This is a genomic window from Agarivorans sp. Toyoura001 (assembly GCF_005405585.1).
Taxonomy (GTDB): domain Bacteria; phylum Pseudomonadota; class Gammaproteobacteria; order Enterobacterales; family Celerinatantimonadaceae; genus Agarivorans.
Window position 1 is genome coordinate 233,956 of record NZ_BJEQ01000003.1, and the last position, 15,596, is coordinate 249,551.

The window sequence follows — 15,596 nt, forward strand, 5'->3', positions numbered from 1 at the left end:
TGTTCTCGCTACTTAAAGGAATAAAACAACCCTGTCTGCCGCCAAACTAAGCCAGCGGCAATTCCATTTATTGCAGCGAACCGCAATAAACCCGAGGATCACGCTAAAGTGTTGATAAGTATTAGCCTAATTTGCAGCAAATAGAATAGCGAAGCAATCTAGAATGTGAACTATCGCTAAGCTTGGCGTGTAATCACCACTAAACAATGCCCATGTTATGCCAGCGGTAAGTTTTCCAACGCCAGTGATTGATCAGCCCGCGTACCACTTCATCTAAGGCAAAACATGCCCATGCGCCAATAATGCCCAACTGCCAAGATATAGAACACAGGTAAATAATCGGCACAATACCCCAAATAAAAGCAACCCCTACGGTCGCCGCAAAGCGCCCATCGCCGACCGCTTTTAGGCCCATGCCAGCCACAATATTAATCGCTCTAAATGGCTCCATAACAATACAAATAATCAGTAACCATTTGGCATAAAAAGCCACTTGAGGATCATCACTAAAAAGACCAATAAGAGGTTGGTAAAACCAGGCAAATACACACATGTTCACAAAGGCGAATAATATCGCCAAGCTTACACAACGATTGTATGTAGCATCCACTTGTTGCAGTTTTCGCGCGCCCATTTGATGCGCCATCATAATTTGCCCTGCCGCTGCTAACGACCAACTCACTGCCATTGAAATAAACAAAAAGCGCAGCACAAAGGTATAAGACGACACAGCCAATACCCCAAGTGTGGCCAAAATACCTGCGACTACAATTTGCTGCAGAGTATAGTTGGCGGGCTCTGCGGCAGAGGGAATAGAAATTTTCATTAAGGGTTTAAAAACGGCGCGCATTCGTGGAATAATTGCGCGGTTAAATTCAAAGCTCACTTGCGCCTTAACATGCACAATCACCATCACCACTAAACAGGCAAACAGGTAAGACAACACCGTGCCTAAGGCGATGCCTTTTAAACCCATGGGTTCGATACCAAACCAGCCAAAAAAGAAAGTAGCATTTAGAAAAACATTCACCACGTTCGTCAGTAGTGACGCCAACATATTCCAATTGGTCATGGCTTTTGCGGCCAAAATAGAGCCATAAGCACAGCGCAAACCAAAGAAACCAAAAGTAAACGCCATTATGGCCAAGTAATCTTCAGCATACAGCTGCATTGCCGCAGGGAAGTTAAGCCACACGCCAATATTGTTATAGTTGAGATAGGTAAAAATACTAAAGGCGATACCAGCCAAACCCAGCAACAAAACGTTGGTCATAAATACCGGTATCACTTTGTCGAACTGCTTAGCCCCATAATACTGCGATGCAGCGGCAGTGCCGCCGGTAGAAAGCATCGGCAAAACAAAGAAGCCAATCCATAGATAGGGCATTAGCAAACCAGCAGTCGCGGCGGCGTCTTCCCCTAGTAAACTCAGGAAGTAAATATCAACCATTACCACAAAGCCACTGGTTAACTGCTCAACCAAAATGGGCCACGCCAAATTAAATAATTTGAGTTCTTTTACCGCGCCTTGAGGCATGAGCATTGTCCATGGTTGAGTAAGGCATTAGTGTAACCAGCCTAATCGTTATACCGATTACTTATTTCGAGTTATTACAGACCTTTTATAAAACTTGTTGTCACTCGCAAGCTAAATGAGCGACTAATGACAGTTATTTCATCAACTTGGCAAACAAGCGATCGCAGCCTTGTTTTAATGCCTGCAGTTCTTCTAACGGCATATCGGCTTGGCACAACATGGCTTGAGGAACACTCTCAGCCTGTTGCTGTAAACTCACACCTTGCTCACTTAAGCTAATCACTCGTACTCGCTCATCATGTTCACTTCTTGCGCGAATCACCAAACCTTTTGCTTCTAGTCTTTTTAGCAAAGGAGTCAAGGTACCAGAGTCTAAATGCACTTTTTCCCCCAAGCTTTTCACACTGACACTGTCGTGCTCCCACAGCACCATCATCACAATATACTGCAAGTAGGTAAGATCGAGTTTATCTAACAACGGGCGATAGGCACGGCCCATGGCATTTGACGCGCTGTATAAAGAAAAACATAGTTGCTTGTCTAAGCTGAGGTTCACCACCTGGTCAGATTGCTCACTTAACTTGCTCATGGTAAAACCTTCATAAAATAAATTGTGCACAATATACTTGCATTTCATCTCACCCTCAACTAAAGTTGCAAACAATTAAATAGTGCACAACTTAAATTAAAGGGACACGATATGACAACCTTATACACTACTTCAGCTACAGCACTAGCCGGTCGTAATGGCCAAGTAAGCACCGACGACAAAAAACTAGACCTAGCACTTAGCTACCCAAAAGAAATGGGCGGCAGCGGCGAAGCCACTAACCCAGAGCAACTATTTGCAGCAGGTTATGCCGCGTGTTTCTCTAATGCTATTTTACACGTAGCCAAAGAAGGTAAAGTGGCGATTAAATCTGCCCCAACCACTGCTACTGTGGGCATTGGCCCAAATGACAATGGCGGTTTTGCACTAACAGTCGCGCTGGCAGTAGAGCTAGAACTAGAGCAAGCATCGGCAGTAGAGTTGGTTAAGGTTGCTCATCAAGTTTGCCCATACTCAAACGCTACTCGCGGTAACATAGATGTACAGCTTAGTGTGAACAGCGAAGCGCTTTAAGAACTCTTGAAATACCAAAAACCAAGCTAAGGCTTGGTTTTTTACTTTGCGTCATCGCTCAGCAGTTCATCGCGCTGACGCTGGTACTCTTCAAAGCTCACATCCGCTTGATCCATACAGCTTAAATAATCTTGATGATTAGTGTGTTTGTCACACTGCTGTCGTTGGTTTCCTTGCATGGCATTATAAGCCTGCTGCTGACTGCAGCCGCTCAACGTTACCAGTAAAATACCTATAATAATTTTCATGCTTCGCCCTCGCATCATTGCCATTAGCATGAACTATTTAAAAACAAGTACGAGGATCTTTCCTTATGATAATTGTCAGCACTATCTCGCTAGCTTTACAGTATGTGGGAATGGCTACAGGGATTTTTGCATACTAAAGTTAAGCAAAGTTTGCCCTGCTCGCTGTACCTTGTTGGTTTTAATCACGCTAAAGCCTTGTTTAACAAAGAACCGCCTAGCCACTTTAGACGCATCAACAAACAAGTATTCCCTTTGCTGTTGGCGAGCAATCGCTTCAATATACTGAAGCATTTGTAGAGCAATACCCTTAGCTTGGTATTTTGGCAAAACATAGCAGCAATCAATATTGCAGCCCTCTAGCTCAATAAAGCCCACTACCGTTTCAGCTTGCAAGGCCACAAAGCAGCGTTCAGCTTTTAAGCGTTGCTGCCAATATGAGTAATCTACGGGTGTTGATGCCCATGCTTGTTTTTGTTCCGCGCTATAGTGCTCATTACTAATGGCATGCACCGCTTGAGTAAAAACATCGGCGATTTGTTTAGCAAACCTAGTGGAATAAGGCTCGATGGTGATATTCATTTAAACAAAACTCGACACAAACTCACTTATCGTTTGTCGCATTGGCGCGGCCGACGGCGTAAGCAAGTACGCTAAAGCCGCACAATTAAGCAAAACGGTAGCGTAGTAAACCCAACGAAATTGCTGTTTCTGAGTTTTATGTCGTAAGTACTGCTGAGCAAGCATAGCGCCCGGCCAACCACCGAGTAAGGCAAATACATGTAGCTTGGCTTCTTGCACTCGCCAACGACCCGCTTGAGCAGCGCTTTTATCTAGAGCATACAAAGCAAAACAGACTAAGCTCATCACTAAATAGGCCAACGCAATTGCCAATGGCAAGTTTGCCAACATCACTAAGGCCGTTAGTAGACCGGCAAATACCGCGACTTTTATACTCGCGCCAAATCCAGCCTTGTTGGTCTTAGTAACAAATGCCGGTTTTGCGCCCACCAATTTAAGTTGCTTGGCGCAGGGCCTACCTTGTTTATCGGCAGATAAGCGGTACGTAAACCAATGGCCGATTAAGCGCTCGGGGTTAATGCTTCGATCATCAAAACTGCTGGCGTGTACAAACAAGTTTTTCTCAGCGTTTTTATCACTGAGTTTTAAAAAACCAAAACCTTTGGCGTCATTCCATGAGACTAACTTCGCTTTAGTCATTCGCTTGCATCACCCTTTGCTACTAACTCGGCATGTTCTTTTATTTGCTTAGCCATGCTTGGCTTAATCTTAGCCAAGCCCTTAGCGACACCCAGTTGATTTTCTACACTGTGGTTTTGACTAAGTTTAAATTGAGCTTGCAGCTTATCAATGCTTATTTCAAAGCCAATAATGGCTTTATTAAGCTGAGCCATAAAGTTGTCTGGAGCATCACTTACTTGCCAAGGTTTAGTTTGGTTTTGCTCGTTCTCTAGAGTCAATCGCTGCAATAAATCCAGCGTCCAGGCGGCATCATTTTTAGCCTTAATAACGCCATTAATATGCACTGCTTGATAATTCCAAGTTGGCACTACCTTGGGGTTAGCCAGCTTAGAGGGATAAAAGTTTGGCGATACGTAAGCATCTTCCCCCTGAAACACCACCAATGCAGATAAGTTTGACTGCAAACGCTTAGCTAAGGGATTAGCTCGCGCGATATGACCTTGTAAACACCAGTCATCTTGAGCATTTTTAGCCAGTAGTAAGGGCACATGATCGGCCACTAGGCCTGCATCACTTTGAGTGGTGATAGTGGCAAGTGGATAACTGGAGATCAGTTGAGAAATAGTTGTCCAGTCGTCTTGTTTAAAATGCTTGGGTATATGCACGTGCTATCGCTCCCTGTTAGTTACTTGAATACTCTCACAATTAGGGAACCTAGCACTAGTGATGATTAAGTTATTGTTCAGGCACTTTTTAACCCGTGTTAAGGCACGTAAAACTCGATGTCTTTGTTTAAGCTCATTGCATACCCAGCGCTGGCAATACCTTCTACGTCGGTGGCTTTTACTTGCATTTGACCACTTATCCAAATCACTTCCCAAGGTTCAACCATATCGATTCCAGCAGGATGGCGAACATGAATAATTTGATTGGGTGGCGGTGGGGGTAAGTGCAAACAAGCACCAAAAAATGGTACTAAAAAGAACTCAGTAATTTTGTCACCATCGCTTTCTAATGGCACGACAAAACCAGGCATACGCATATCTTGGCCGTTTAAGGCTTGCACTAAACCGCCAGACTTTATTTGCGGCGCGCGCTCATCAAGTTGAATTTGATGATTAATAGGATTTTGGTTTGGCTGATCTCTTTCTAGCTCTGGCACCAGCGATAACCAAGGATTTGGAGTCGCCAATACTATTGGGCTAATTAAGCCAGCAAAAACAAAACATAATATTCGTAACATAGTTCACCTGAAGTCCTCTGAACTATACCAAGGCACAGTTCAGAGGTAATAGCTTATTTACTCAGCGTCTAAAGCGCCGCGCATTACATTGTAAATCGCAGTGTTGTCTACCGAACGGCCAACAAAGGCATGTGAATTTAAGCCCCAAGAAGCGATAGGTACATCAACGTTAGTGTGGCTTCCCCACTTCCAACTGACTTCTGGTACTACACCTACGCCGTTGGTTTTCTCAAGCTTCAAACCACCCGTTTCGTGATCGGCAGTAACAATGACCATTGAGTCACTGCGTAAATCAGCCCAGTTAGCGACATCTTCAACCGTGGTATCAAAGGCAATGGTTTCATGAATCAAACGTTCTTCATCGTTAAGGTGACCTGCAAAATCAATTTGCGAACCTTCTACCATCAGTACAAAACCATTTGGGTTTTTAGACAGAATGTCTATGGCTACTTGAGTCATTTCATTCAGCTGGGGAATGTCTTGCTCTTCGTAACTTTTCTGGTCGCCAAGCGGTAATACATAAGGGATTTCGTCTTCACCAAAAATACCGGCAAATAAAATTTCTGCATCAGGGTCTGTTGCAGGTAACGCCGCTACCGCAGGAATCATGTCGGTTTTGTTTTTAACGATGGTGTAACCACCTAGCGCAGCCTGTTGGCTAATCACGTCTACGTCATCAACTTGCTTACTGCCACATAAGGCAACGTTTGGCTTTACGTCGCCAAACATACTTTGTGACAAGGTAACAAAGTCATTTCGGTTCGGACCGTGTGAAGCAAAAGCTGCAGGTGTAGCATGCACACAGTGCGACGTAGCAACAATACCTACTGATTTACCCTGTTTTTGAGCATATTCCAAAATGGTTTCTAAATCAGAACCATCACCCGGACGCGCTTGAGCAATGGTGCCAGAGATAGCTTTACGGCCTGTCGAAATAGCGGTTGCCGCGGCGGCTGAGTCGGTATAGTAATTCATGCCTAGCTCGGCAAGATTCTCGTAACCTAGAGTATCAGCGCTGGCGGTTTTAATATCACCACGATGCTTGCCAGATTCTAGGAATAAGGACTCGCCTTGATAAGCACGGGTAATATCAATTTGCCCATAGCCCATACCATCGCCAATCATCATTACAATGTTGTTCGCAGATACTAGATCGATAACATCTATGTCTTGGCTGTCGCTAGCTTGGCCTTTGTTAATGCTAAGGTTTACTTGATAACGACCTAGAGAATCGGCGGTAGCTAACTGACGAATACCCTCAATGGTTTGAGTCTCGTCGTTGGCTAAACCAACTGTAATATCACCTTCCGTTTCCCACGTATAACTTTGAGCAAAAGTACTGCCATCGGCAGTAACACTGGTGGCTAAATCAGGTACGGTGATGGTGTCATGACCCACTACCGCGCGCATTTTAGACAAGGTTAGTGGCACTGCTTGCTGGCCATCGCCCAAGGTTGATAAAGAGAATACATAAGTACCCGCTTCAACCTGCGCAGACATTTTTCCGCCAGGGTAAGTCGTTAATGATGACTCACCTTCGCTTAGGCTAATTGGTTGGTTATCTAAAGAACCGTAAACCAAGGGTTTATCTATACCTTGATGTAGGTTAAAGCTGATGGTGCCAGCTTCAGCAAATTTTACCTGTAATTGGTAGTTACCGGCACCCGCGTAGCTAAACTCGCTGCTGTCATTAGCAGTCCAATCGTTAAAGGTACCCACTAAGTACATCGCTTGGCTTAAGTTATCTACGTCGGTATCGGTGATGTTTTCAATTAATAAGGTGGGGTTGTTAATCGTGGCCGACGAATCTAAGGTAAAGCGATACACTTGGTCTTCATCGCTGGAAACTGTGATATCCATATTTTGGTTACCAAAGTCGTCATACTTGCGTTGCAGCTCCATCGGAATATCAAATACCACTTCAGCATCGGCGTCTTCACCAATCGCTAAGTCGCGCTCGGCACTCCAGCTTGGGTCAGAGATTTTGAAGGAGTACTCACCTGGCTGCATGCTAAATAAGGCAATGTATTCACCGTCGCCTTGGTAGTGTAACTGAGCTTCTGGGCGCGAAGACCAGCTATTCATAGAGCCCTTGATATACAAGCGACAATCTTTGTTGGCGTCGGCAGCAATTTCTTCATCGCTACATTTAAACGGCCCTAAATCGATGCTGTCTGCGATTGGCGGATCAACATACACATACTCAGTATCACTATTACAACCTACTACAACAGATGTAATAGCAATACCAGCTACAACTTTTATAACTTTCCCAACTTGCATTTTACTTCCTTAATAAATAATTATTTTATGTTTTATACTTATTTATATATCTATGAATTTAATTACGATAAAAACATAGCACGGTAAACTACTCGCTTATTATGACTAAAATATTAAAATGTGAAGCGATACAAGGAACAACTCGCAGAAACCAATAAAAACTAAATATATAAAAAACAACAACTTAATATTAAGTCCGTAAACAACAAGACCCGTCACGTTAAAAGTGCGTAACTATCCAAAAAATACATGTTTAATAGGATTTATTTAAAGGGGAGTGATTTATTTAGACAATTAATTCATGAAAGGCTTATTCAAAAAGAATGAAAACGATTTCAATACGGTTTCACAAATAAATAAAGTGGGTGAGTTGATTTAAAATTAAAAAATTATCAAGAAAGGAATATAAACCCTATGCCAAGAACCGCTATGAAAATGATAATTAGTTAGCTTAACGCTTAGCTGAAATTACACCTTAAAATTGGCAATACTGGCTTGTATCAATCCACTTAATTGACCCACTTTTTCAGCCTGTTGAGCTGTGTGCTCAGTACCTTCTAAACTGCGTTGCGCAGCCGATTCAATGTCTTGCATCTCATTCACTACTGTTTCCGAAGTATTTAACTGTGCGTCACAAGCAGCCGTTACATCATCCAGCAAATTAGTAATATCGCTAACTAACTGGTGAGTCGTTGCTACTGATTGCTGCATTTCCGACATCAGTTCAAAACTAGCGCTAGCTTGGCTGCGCCCTTGGCGCATTTGCCCTTCGGTTTTTTCTGCACCTTTGACTAGTTCTCCCATCATTTGCTCAATTTGATCGGTAGAACCACGGGTTTGCTTGGCTAAGTTCCTTACCTCATCAGCCACTACCGCAAAGCCGCGACCATGCTCTCCCGCTCGAGCCGATTCAATGGCCGCATTTAACGCCAGCAAATTAGTTTGCTCTGCAATGCCATTAATCACTTCTAAGATCTTACTGGCATCTTTACTATTTTGCGCCAGCTCTCGCATATCTTCAGACGCGCTATCCACCTGCCCCACTAGCTGCTTTATTTCAGAGGTGGCGGATTGAGTCAGCTGATTGCCGTGTTCGGAGGCTTCATCAATAGCAATCGCAGAGGTATCGGCACTGCGTACATGATCAGCCACTTCGCTAAAACCTTGCGATAACTGACCAATATGGTGGCTGACTTCGCCAACCACTTGCTGCTGTTGGCCCATTTGGTCTTTAGATTGCCGAGCTAAATCATTTAGCTGTCCTGCCGCCAAATTAAGCTCCACCACGTTCGTATTGATAGTGGTTACGGTAGTTTGCAGTAATGCAATAAACTGGTTAAAGGCTTCGGCTAACTGCGCTAACTCATCCTTGCCTTTTACTTTAAGCCGCTGAGTTAAATCACCATCTCCTTGAGCAATAGCTTGCATCGCTTCAACCATGGTCACAATAGGTTGGCGAATCAAACGGGTTATTATCCAGCCCATGAGTAGCGATATCACCACAATAGACAAACCAAAGGCCATATTAGTCCAGGCGGTTTGTTGCAATTGTTGGCTAATGGCTCGGCTAGAATGGCTGAGCACTTGCCATTGATGTTGCTGGCTGTCACTCGCACCCTGCACCACTTGCTCAGCGGCAGGGTTTAATAGGTCTTCCATTAGCAATTGACGCTCTTGCAGTAACTCAAATAACCGAGAGGCCGAGTTAGCCAGCTCGGCAACGTCTTTTGCCACCAGTTCAATCCAAGCTTTATGGTGCTCACGGTTGAGCCCTTTTTGTAAATCTAACAAGGCATTTTCTGCACCAAATAGCTCTAAATAGAATTGGTCTTTACTGCGATCATCTTGGCGGTTTAAATGGCTCATTAAAGCAATGGCAGCAGCTTGAATATGATTCGCTAAATTAACGGTTAGTCCCGGTAAACGGCCAGAGTTCAGAGGATCTAAAGTGGCATGAATATCAGCACTATTAGCCAGCGCATTTGGCACTAACTGGCGTAACACAGTATTTTCAAGTCGGCTCACTTCAGCCAATAAAGGAACCAATTCTTCGGCAAAATGTTGGTCTAGCAACTGGGAGTTACTGGTAATCTGTTCGGCGTTATCAAAACCTGTAAGGTGAGGACTACCTCCTAGTTGCTCCGCCTGTTGCGATAACTGTTGGTAGCGTTGTAATAACTGAGGGTCTTCGCTTTGGCTAAAGCGTGATTGCACCACTAAACGCTGTAAAGCATTTACCGACAACTCACCCGCTAAACGGGCTCGTGGCTCAACTTTTTGCGAAAACTCAACGGTTTGTTGCTCAACATTTTTTAGCGCTAACATGCTGCTCCACAGCATAATGCCGAGCAGCACTACAATACCAATAGGAATAAGGGCGATTTTCTGGCTAAGGCTCAATTTGTCCATCATAAGGCTGGCGCTCCTACCATCTGTAACAAACCACTGCGCAGTTGCACCAACTGCGCGTATAGCAAGTTCGCATTGCTAAGGTCAGCCATTGGTTCTGCAGGACTGTCTTGTTCAATTTGTAAGATTGTTTTAGCTCGATGTAACTCGGCACGTAAATTAACGGTGCTATCCACCACTTGATAGAGGCTGGATTCCCCAGTAGGTAAACGCCCTGGCTTGCTCGGTTCTATCGCCAATTGGCGGAATAAACGTTCTAATAAATACAAACACTGAAAAGCCACTATATTAGCGTCTGTTAACTCGCGGTTTTGAAAATTGTTTAGCGATGCAAAGTTCAGTGGTAAGTCTTTTAACTGGCTTATCTGTTGTAAATCGCCCTTAATGATCGAAAGGTTCTTGGCTAACGCGGTGCTCCCTTCTCGATCAACTAAATCAACAAATAAGGCCTCAATAATCACCAATTGCTGATAAACATCATTCACTGATTTCCCTAAGGGACGTTCTACGTCTGCGGGCTTAGTCGCCGCTACTTTAGTCGCCACAGCATCAAGTTGTTGCTCTAGCAACTCCAGATAAGGCATAACGCTACGTGGCCGAATGACACGATAAGCCACGTTTTTATTAGCACTAACAGGCACGCCATGCTTGCTTTGCAGCTTGGCAGCAAACTCACTTAGCTGCTGGCTCTTAAATACCAAATGGATAGCCAGCTTATCGGCAAAAATTTGCGGTTCGGTACTGAGTGCTGGAAGCTTTTGCTGTTCACGAATCTCCACCAGCTGTTGAGTAATGACTTGGGTTTTCTGATAAAGATGGTTGTTGTTTACAATCGCCGCCACACTAACAGGGCTAAACACCAGCAAACAGCCAATGGCAAAACCGTATCGTTGAAGAAATAACACTAATTTAATCAAAGTAGAATCTCGTCCTTGAGGCGGCTTTTTAAAGCCGTTTTGAAGCCTATTCGGGTTTATTTCCAGACTTATCTTTCAAGCATAGGAACCTTTTAAGCATATAGCCAAGCAAGAACTACACCCAAGGTGTGAACAATAAGACAAAACTCAAGGAAACATCAAAAAAGTGGCAAAGTGATTACAGTTGGAATAATTGTTTGGCGTTTTGCTGCACTTGTTGTTGTAGCTCAAACACATCTTGCTGGCGTAAATCGGCTACCCGCTGGTAAATATGCCCTAAATAACAAGGCTCGTTACGGCGGCTTTTAGGTTTGGGTTTAAGATCTCGTGGCAGCAGGTAAGGCGCGTCGGTTTCTAGCAATAAACGATTGTCGGGAATTTCAGTGACGCGTTGCTGTAAGTCTTGACCACGACGTTCGTCGCACACCCAACCGGTGATGCCGATATAAATATCTAAATCAAGGCAAGCTTTAAGCGCCGCTTGGTCGCTAGTAAAGCAATGCAACACTGCACCAGGCAGCTTATCGCGCCAAGGAGCAAGGATATCGATAAAGCGCTGATGGGCGTCTCGCTCATGCATTACCACCGGCATGTGTAACTCTGCCGCTAAGGCGAGCTGTGCTTCAAATATCGCTTCTTGCTGAGGACGAGGTGAAAAATCACGGTTAAAGTCGAGACCACACTCTCCCACAGCCACCACCTGCGATTGCGCCAATAAGGATTTTAACTCAACCAGCTGTTCTACACTTACCGATTTAGCATCGTGTGGATGCACTCCCGCAGTGGCGTAACACAGATTTGGCCATTGCAGTGCCAACTCACTGACTGCTTGGCTTTCTTGCATGTCAGAAGCAAGCAATAACATGCCATTAATGCCCGATTGTTGGGCACGCTCAACCACCTCGGTGCGGTCTTTATCAAACTGCGAACTGGTAAGATTAAGCGCGATATCAAACATAAGGCTTAGGCTTGCGCTTCTTCATCATCATTCTTGCGTACATAAAAACGCGCAAAGAATAAACCGACTTCAAACAGCAGCCACATTGGCAAGGCTAATAAGGTTTGAGAAATCACATCTGGCGGGGTTAACAACATACCCACCACAAAGGCCCCTACAATCACATAAGGACGCTTGCTACGCAGCTTTTCAGGAGTAGTAGCACCCGACCAACACAGCAGCATAGTGGCAATGGGGATTTCAAAGGCTAAACCAAAGGCAAAAAACAGCTTCAGTACAAAATCGAGGTAATTAGAAATATCGGTGGCAATGGTTACGCCTTCTGGCGCTACTGCGGTAAAAAACGCAAAAGCCAGCGGGAATACCACAAAGTAGGCGAAAGCCACTCCGGCATAAAACAATAAACCAGAGCCAAATACCAAAGGAATGAGTAGCTTACGCTCGTGTTGATACAAACCCGGCGCGATAAAGCCCCAAGCTTGCGCCAATAAATAAGGCATCGCTATAAACGCCGACGCCACTAAAGTGAGCTTAATAGGCGTGAAAAACGGCGCGGCTACGTCGGTAGCAATCATACTGGCGTTATCGGGCAATACCGCTAACAAGGGATCGGCCACTAGCGAATAAATATCGTTAGCAAAATAGACCAGGCCAAGAAATACAATTAAACAGGCCAATACGCCACGCAGCAAACGATTGCGTAACTCAACTAAATGCTCAATTAGGGGTTGCGCAGGGGCATCACTCATAGCTTATTTTTTATCTTCTTGGTTGGCGTTAGGTTGTGAATCTGCAGGCATTTCCACCGTGTCGGCTTGATGCTGACTATTTGCCGGATCAGCCTTTTCAACATCAGGCTTATCGGATGTGGTCTTTTGATATGGGCGAGTGACAGACTCGGCGCGTGCCTTTAAGGTTTCAAAAGACTCACTCAAATCACCATTCAGTGATTCTAAGCCTTGTTGCTCGGCTTTTTTCAAGTTCTGATGCAGCTCATCCAGCTCAAGCTCTTGCTTTAGCTCGGTAGTCACAGACGATACCGACTGCTTCACTTTATTAACCACTGCCAATACACTACGAATAGCACCCGGCAAACGCTCTGGGCCAAGAATAACCAAGCCCATAATCGAGATTAAAATTAACTCCCAAAAGCCAATATCAAACATGCTTAACCTTGCTGCTGGTCTTTGCTTTTAGTGGTTTCTTCAGTTTGCTCTTTGTTTTGAGCGAGCTGTTCTGGCGTAGATTTTTCTGCAGACTTGGCATCATCGTCGTTCATGGCATTTTTAAAACCTTTCACCGCTGAGCCTAAATCGCCACCCATGTTACGTAGTTTTTTGGTGCCAAATAACAACACCACAATGACCGCTACGATCAACAGTTGCCAAATACTAATTCCACCCATCTGTTTTTCCTTTTACATTCTTGTTTGGCCACAATGGCCATAGTTCTATTTTAGTTGTCGCCAGCTAATTAACCCAGTTAAACCACTACATACCGCTAAGGCTGCAGCAACCATGGGTAGGCTTGAGTAAATGACCGCTGCCGAAATTAAACTAGAAGCGGATACCAAAGCCAAAATTAAGCTACGCTGACGTTGCTTTTGTTGCTGCAAATACTGTGCAGTAAACTGTTGAAACTTAAGCTGCTGTTGCTTGGCCAATTGCAGGTTATCATAAACCAACTCTGGCAAATGCGGCAGCGTTTCTAACCAATAGGGTGCCTTTTCTTTAAACGCAGTAAACACTGCTTCTGGCCCCACTTGTTTGCGCATCCAGCGCTCTAAAAATGGTTTCGCTGTGGCCCACAAATCTAACTCTGGGTAGAGCTGTCGTCCTAAACCTTCTATATACAGCAAGGTTTTTTGTAACAATACTAATTGCGGCTGCACTTCCATGTTAAAACGTCGCGCAGTGTTAAACAGGTTTAACAGTACATGGCCAAAAGATATTTCTGATAAAGGCTTAGCAAATATTGGCTCGCACACCGTGCGAATCGCTGCTTCAAACTCTTCTACCTTGGTATCTGAAGGCACCCAACCGCTATCTACATGCAGTTGCGCCACTTTGTGGTAGTCACGATTAAAAAAGGCCAAAAAGTTTTCCGCTAAATAGCGTTGGTCTTCTTTGTTTAGCGTTCCTACAATGCCGCAATCAATACCTATGTACTGCGGATCTTCTGGGTGCTCACGCGAGACAAAAATATTACCCGGGTGCATATCTGCATGAAAGAAACTGTCGCGAAATACCTGAGTAAAAAACACTTCTACGCCACGCTCTGCCAACAACTTCATGTTGGTATTTTGCGCTTCTAACTCGTCGATATTGGCCACCGGAATACCGTAAATACGCTCCATCACCAACAAGGTTTTACGACAATGCTCACTATACACTTCAGGAACATACAGCTCTTTTGCGTCAGTAAAGTTACGGCGCAATTGAATTGCATTCGATGCTTCTCGAGCGAGGTCTAATTCATCAACAATGGTTTTACGATATTCTTCAACCACTTCTTTAGGACGCAAGCGGCGACCGTCAGCGAAAAACAGTGCAAAAAACCCTGCAACGCGCTGCATTAGCGCGATATCAGACAAAATAGTGCGCTCAATGCCAGGGCGAATAACTTTAAGCACCACCTCTTGGCCATTTTCTTTTAAGCGAGCGGTATGCACCTGGGCGATAGACGCAGACGCCAAGGGCTGCATATCAAAATCATCAAACAGGTTTTCAATTGGCTGTTCTAAGGCCAACTCGATTTGTTGTTTCGCTAATTCACCAGAAAACGGCGACACTTGGTCTTGCAGTAAAGCGAGTTCGTCGGCAATGTCTGGCGGTAACAAATCGCGGCGGGTAGACATCATTTGGCCAAATTTAATAAATACTGGCCCGAGTTCTTCCATCGCCATTCGAATACGCGCGCCAGGAGCGCTATTTTTATGCTGGTTACGCCACCAAAATACTAGGCTGCGTAAAAAACGTAGCGGCCACGGCCAAAAACGTTTGGGTAACAACTGGTCGATCCCATACCGACATAAAGTACGATTGATTTGTCTAAAACGAGCGAACTCTTTGGGGGTCATTCACTCAATTCCTGTATTCTCACGGCCAAGTTGTCTAGGTCTTTGGCAAGTGTCTGTACTTGCTGCTGCCAAGTTTGGTATTCCAATTGCCCCACTAGCAACTTCCACTCTTCGCTAGCCAATTCGGTAAATTTTTCAGGGGTTTTGCTAAATAGACTTTTTAAAGCTTCGGCGACCATACGGCCTTTAGAGACTATTTGGTAAGCTGCAACATCACCCACTCGTAGGGATAATTTTTCTTCAAAATCTGGATCTAGCTGCAAGAACAAATCGGCAAACTGCTGAGCAAGTTTAATATCGCCTTCTAGCTGCAACTTGTCTTGCTTAATTAAACTAGGAATTTTATCTGCCTGTTTAAGCTCAGCTAAGGTGAACAAAGACAAATTCAAACTGCAATCTGCTTGGCCTTCAAACTGATTCAGCACATCTAACTGTTGCTCGCTAATCACAAAGTAAAAACACGGCAGAGGTTGGATTTTAATAGCCAACACTTTACCAGCCAGTTGGCTGCGGCGAGCTTGGCTGGTGTCATCTAAGGCTAATACTTGATTACTCAGCGCTTCTACACCAGCGGAGATTAATGAGGAAAAGGGCATAGC

General features: G+C 44.4%; 17 protein-coding genes. 1 reads left to right on the forward strand and 16 read right to left on the reverse strand.

Annotation, left to right across the window (positions count from 1 at the left end):
* Positions 1 to 199: 199 nt before the first annotated feature.
* Complete coding sequence (locus FFR00_RS06365; protein ID WP_161985104.1) at positions 200 to 1,537, reverse strand: MATE family efflux transporter; 1,338 nt, start codon at positions 1,535 to 1,537, stop codon at positions 200 to 202.
* Positions 1,538 to 1,670: 133 nt separating this feature from the next.
* The gene (locus FFR00_RS06370) at positions 1,671 to 2,126 is read right to left on the reverse strand and encodes a MarR family winged helix-turn-helix transcriptional regulator (RefSeq protein ID WP_137672541.1); all 456 of its coding nucleotides are present in this window, start codon (positions 2,124 to 2,126) and stop codon (positions 1,671 to 1,673) included.
* Between the two features lie 111 nt (positions 2,127 to 2,237).
* Between FFR00_RS06370 and FFR00_RS06375 the strand changes: the two genes are divergently transcribed.
* Positions 2,238 to 2,660, forward strand: a complete 423-nt coding sequence (locus tag FFR00_RS06375; protein ID WP_137672542.1) for an organic hydroperoxide resistance protein — start codon at positions 2,238 to 2,240, stop codon at positions 2,658 to 2,660.
* A 41-nt stretch (positions 2,661 to 2,701) separates the two neighbouring features.
* On the opposite strand, the gene FFR00_RS06380 is transcribed toward FFR00_RS06375, so the two are convergent.
* The 14 genes from FFR00_RS06380 to FFR00_RS06445 all read right to left on the reverse strand — a co-directional run bounded on the left by FFR00_RS06380 (position 2,702) and on the right by FFR00_RS06445 (position 15,593).
* On the reverse strand, positions 2,702 to 2,908 hold the full coding sequence (locus FFR00_RS06380; RefSeq protein ID WP_137672543.1) for a hypothetical protein: 207 nt from the start codon (positions 2,906 to 2,908) through the stop codon (positions 2,702 to 2,704).
* A 114-nt stretch (positions 2,909 to 3,022) separates the two neighbouring features.
* Positions 3,023 to 3,487: a GNAT family N-acetyltransferase gene (locus FFR00_RS06385; RefSeq protein ID WP_137672544.1), complete on the reverse strand. Its 465-nt coding sequence runs from the start codon at positions 3,485 to 3,487 to the stop codon at positions 3,023 to 3,025.
* Positions 3,488 to 4,126: a DUF1294 domain-containing protein gene (locus tag FFR00_RS06390; protein ID WP_137672545.1), complete on the reverse strand. Its 639-nt coding sequence runs from the start codon at positions 4,124 to 4,126 to the stop codon at positions 3,488 to 3,490.
* Complete coding sequence (locus FFR00_RS06395; RefSeq protein ID WP_137672546.1) at positions 4,123 to 4,773, reverse strand: FMN-binding negative transcriptional regulator; 651 nt, start codon at positions 4,771 to 4,773, stop codon at positions 4,123 to 4,125. The genes FFR00_RS06390 and FFR00_RS06395 overlap by 4 nt, the downstream gene beginning before the upstream one ends.
* 98 nt (positions 4,774 to 4,871) lie before the next feature.
* Positions 4,872 to 5,351, reverse strand: a complete 480-nt coding sequence (locus tag FFR00_RS06400) for a DUF3299 domain-containing protein (protein ID WP_137672547.1) — start codon at positions 5,349 to 5,351, stop codon at positions 4,872 to 4,874.
* 57 nt (positions 5,352 to 5,408) lie between these two features.
* Positions 5,409 to 7,634, reverse strand: a complete 2,226-nt coding sequence (locus FFR00_RS06405) for an alkaline phosphatase (RefSeq protein ID WP_137672548.1) — start codon at positions 7,632 to 7,634, stop codon at positions 5,409 to 5,411.
* 468 nt (positions 7,635 to 8,102) lie between these two features.
* Entirely contained in the window at positions 8,103 to 10,046 is a 1,944-nt protein-coding gene (locus FFR00_RS06410) for a methyl-accepting chemotaxis protein (protein WP_137672549.1), read from the reverse strand.
* On the reverse strand, positions 10,043 to 10,960 hold the full coding sequence (locus FFR00_RS06415) for a hypothetical protein (RefSeq protein ID WP_137672550.1): 918 nt from the start codon (positions 10,958 to 10,960) through the stop codon (positions 10,043 to 10,045). Before FFR00_RS06415 ends, FFR00_RS06410 begins: the two co-directional genes overlap by 4 nt.
* 178 nt (positions 10,961 to 11,138) lie before the next feature.
* Positions 11,139 to 11,918 carry a TatD family hydrolase gene (locus tag FFR00_RS06420; RefSeq protein WP_137672551.1) on the reverse strand — a complete coding sequence of 260 codons (780 nt, stop codon included), beginning with the start codon at positions 11,916 to 11,918 and terminating at the stop codon, positions 11,139 to 11,141.
* A 5-nt stretch (positions 11,919 to 11,923) separates the two neighbouring features.
* On the reverse strand, positions 11,924 to 12,667 hold the full coding sequence (gene tatC, locus FFR00_RS06425; RefSeq protein WP_137672552.1) for a twin-arginine translocase subunit TatC: 744 nt from the start codon (positions 12,665 to 12,667) through the stop codon (positions 11,924 to 11,926).
* 3 nt (positions 12,668 to 12,670) lie between these two features.
* On the reverse strand, positions 12,671 to 13,084 hold the full coding sequence (tatB, locus tag FFR00_RS06430) for a Sec-independent protein translocase protein TatB (protein WP_137672553.1): 414 nt from the start codon (positions 13,082 to 13,084) through the stop codon (positions 12,671 to 12,673).
* 2 nt (positions 13,085 to 13,086) lie between these two features.
* The gene (tatE, locus tag FFR00_RS06435) at positions 13,087 to 13,323 is read right to left on the reverse strand and encodes a twin-arginine translocase subunit TatE (RefSeq protein WP_137672554.1); all 237 of its coding nucleotides are present in this window, start codon (positions 13,321 to 13,323) and stop codon (positions 13,087 to 13,089) included.
* A gap of 45 nt (positions 13,324 to 13,368) precedes the next feature.
* Positions 13,369 to 14,997, reverse strand: coding sequence for a ubiquinone biosynthesis regulatory protein kinase UbiB (ubiB, locus tag FFR00_RS06440; RefSeq protein ID WP_137672555.1), 1,629 nt, complete (start codon positions 14,995 to 14,997; stop codon positions 13,369 to 13,371).
* Positions 14,994 to 15,593, reverse strand: coding sequence for an SCP2 domain-containing protein (locus FFR00_RS06445; protein WP_137672556.1), 600 nt, complete (start codon positions 15,591 to 15,593; stop codon positions 14,994 to 14,996). The genes ubiB and FFR00_RS06445 overlap by 4 nt, the downstream gene beginning before the upstream one ends.
* Between the last annotated feature and the right edge of the window lie 3 nt (positions 15,594 to 15,596).

Bases quoted from the DNA above. Each gene is read 5' to 3' on its own strand.
- FFR00_RS06365 (WP_161985104.1), bottom strand. From the start codon at position 1,537: ATGCCTCAAGGCGCGGTAAAAGAACTCAAATTATTTAATTTGGCGTGG.
- FFR00_RS06370 (WP_137672541.1), bottom strand. From the start codon at position 2,126: ATGAGCAAGTTAAGTGAGCAATCTGACCAGGTGGTGAACCTCAGCTTA.
- FFR00_RS06375 (WP_137672542.1), top strand. From the start codon at position 2,238: ATGACAACCTTATACACTACTTCAGCTACAGCACTAGCCGGTCGTAAT.
- FFR00_RS06380 (WP_137672543.1), bottom strand. From the start codon at position 2,908: ATGAAAATTATTATAGGTATTTTACTGGTAACGTTGAGCGGCTGCAGT.
- FFR00_RS06385 (WP_137672544.1), bottom strand. From the start codon at position 3,487: ATGAATATCACCATCGAGCCTTATTCCACTAGGTTTGCTAAACAAATC.
- FFR00_RS06390 (WP_137672545.1), bottom strand. From the start codon at position 4,126: ATGACTAAAGCGAAGTTAGTCTCATGGAATGACGCCAAAGGTTTTGGT.
- FFR00_RS06400 (WP_137672547.1), bottom strand. From the start codon at position 5,351: ATGTTACGAATATTATGTTTTGTTTTTGCTGGCTTAATTAGCCCAATA.
- FFR00_RS06405 (WP_137672548.1), bottom strand. From the start codon at position 7,634: ATGCAAGTTGGGAAAGTTATAAAAGTTGTAGCTGGTATTGCTATTACA.
- FFR00_RS06410 (WP_137672549.1), bottom strand. From the start codon at position 10,046: ATGATGGACAAATTGAGCCTTAGCCAGAAAATCGCCCTTATTCCTATT.
- FFR00_RS06420 (WP_137672551.1), bottom strand. From the start codon at position 11,918: ATGTTTGATATCGCGCTTAATCTTACCAGTTCGCAGTTTGATAAAGAC.
- tatC (WP_137672552.1), bottom strand. From the start codon at position 12,667: ATGAGTGATGCCCCTGCGCAACCCCTAATTGAGCATTTAGTTGAGTTA.
- tatB (WP_137672553.1), bottom strand. From the start codon at position 13,084: ATGTTTGATATTGGCTTTTGGGAGTTAATTTTAATCTCGATTATGGGC.
- tatE (WP_137672554.1), bottom strand. From the start codon at position 13,323: ATGGGTGGAATTAGTATTTGGCAACTGTTGATCGTAGCGGTCATTGTG.
- ubiB (WP_137672555.1), bottom strand. From the start codon at position 14,997: ATGACCCCCAAAGAGTTCGCTCGTTTTAGACAAATCAATCGTACTTTA.
- FFR00_RS06445 (WP_137672556.1), bottom strand. From the start codon at position 15,593: ATGCCCTTTTCCTCATTAATCTCCGCTGGTGTAGAAGCGCTGAGTAAT.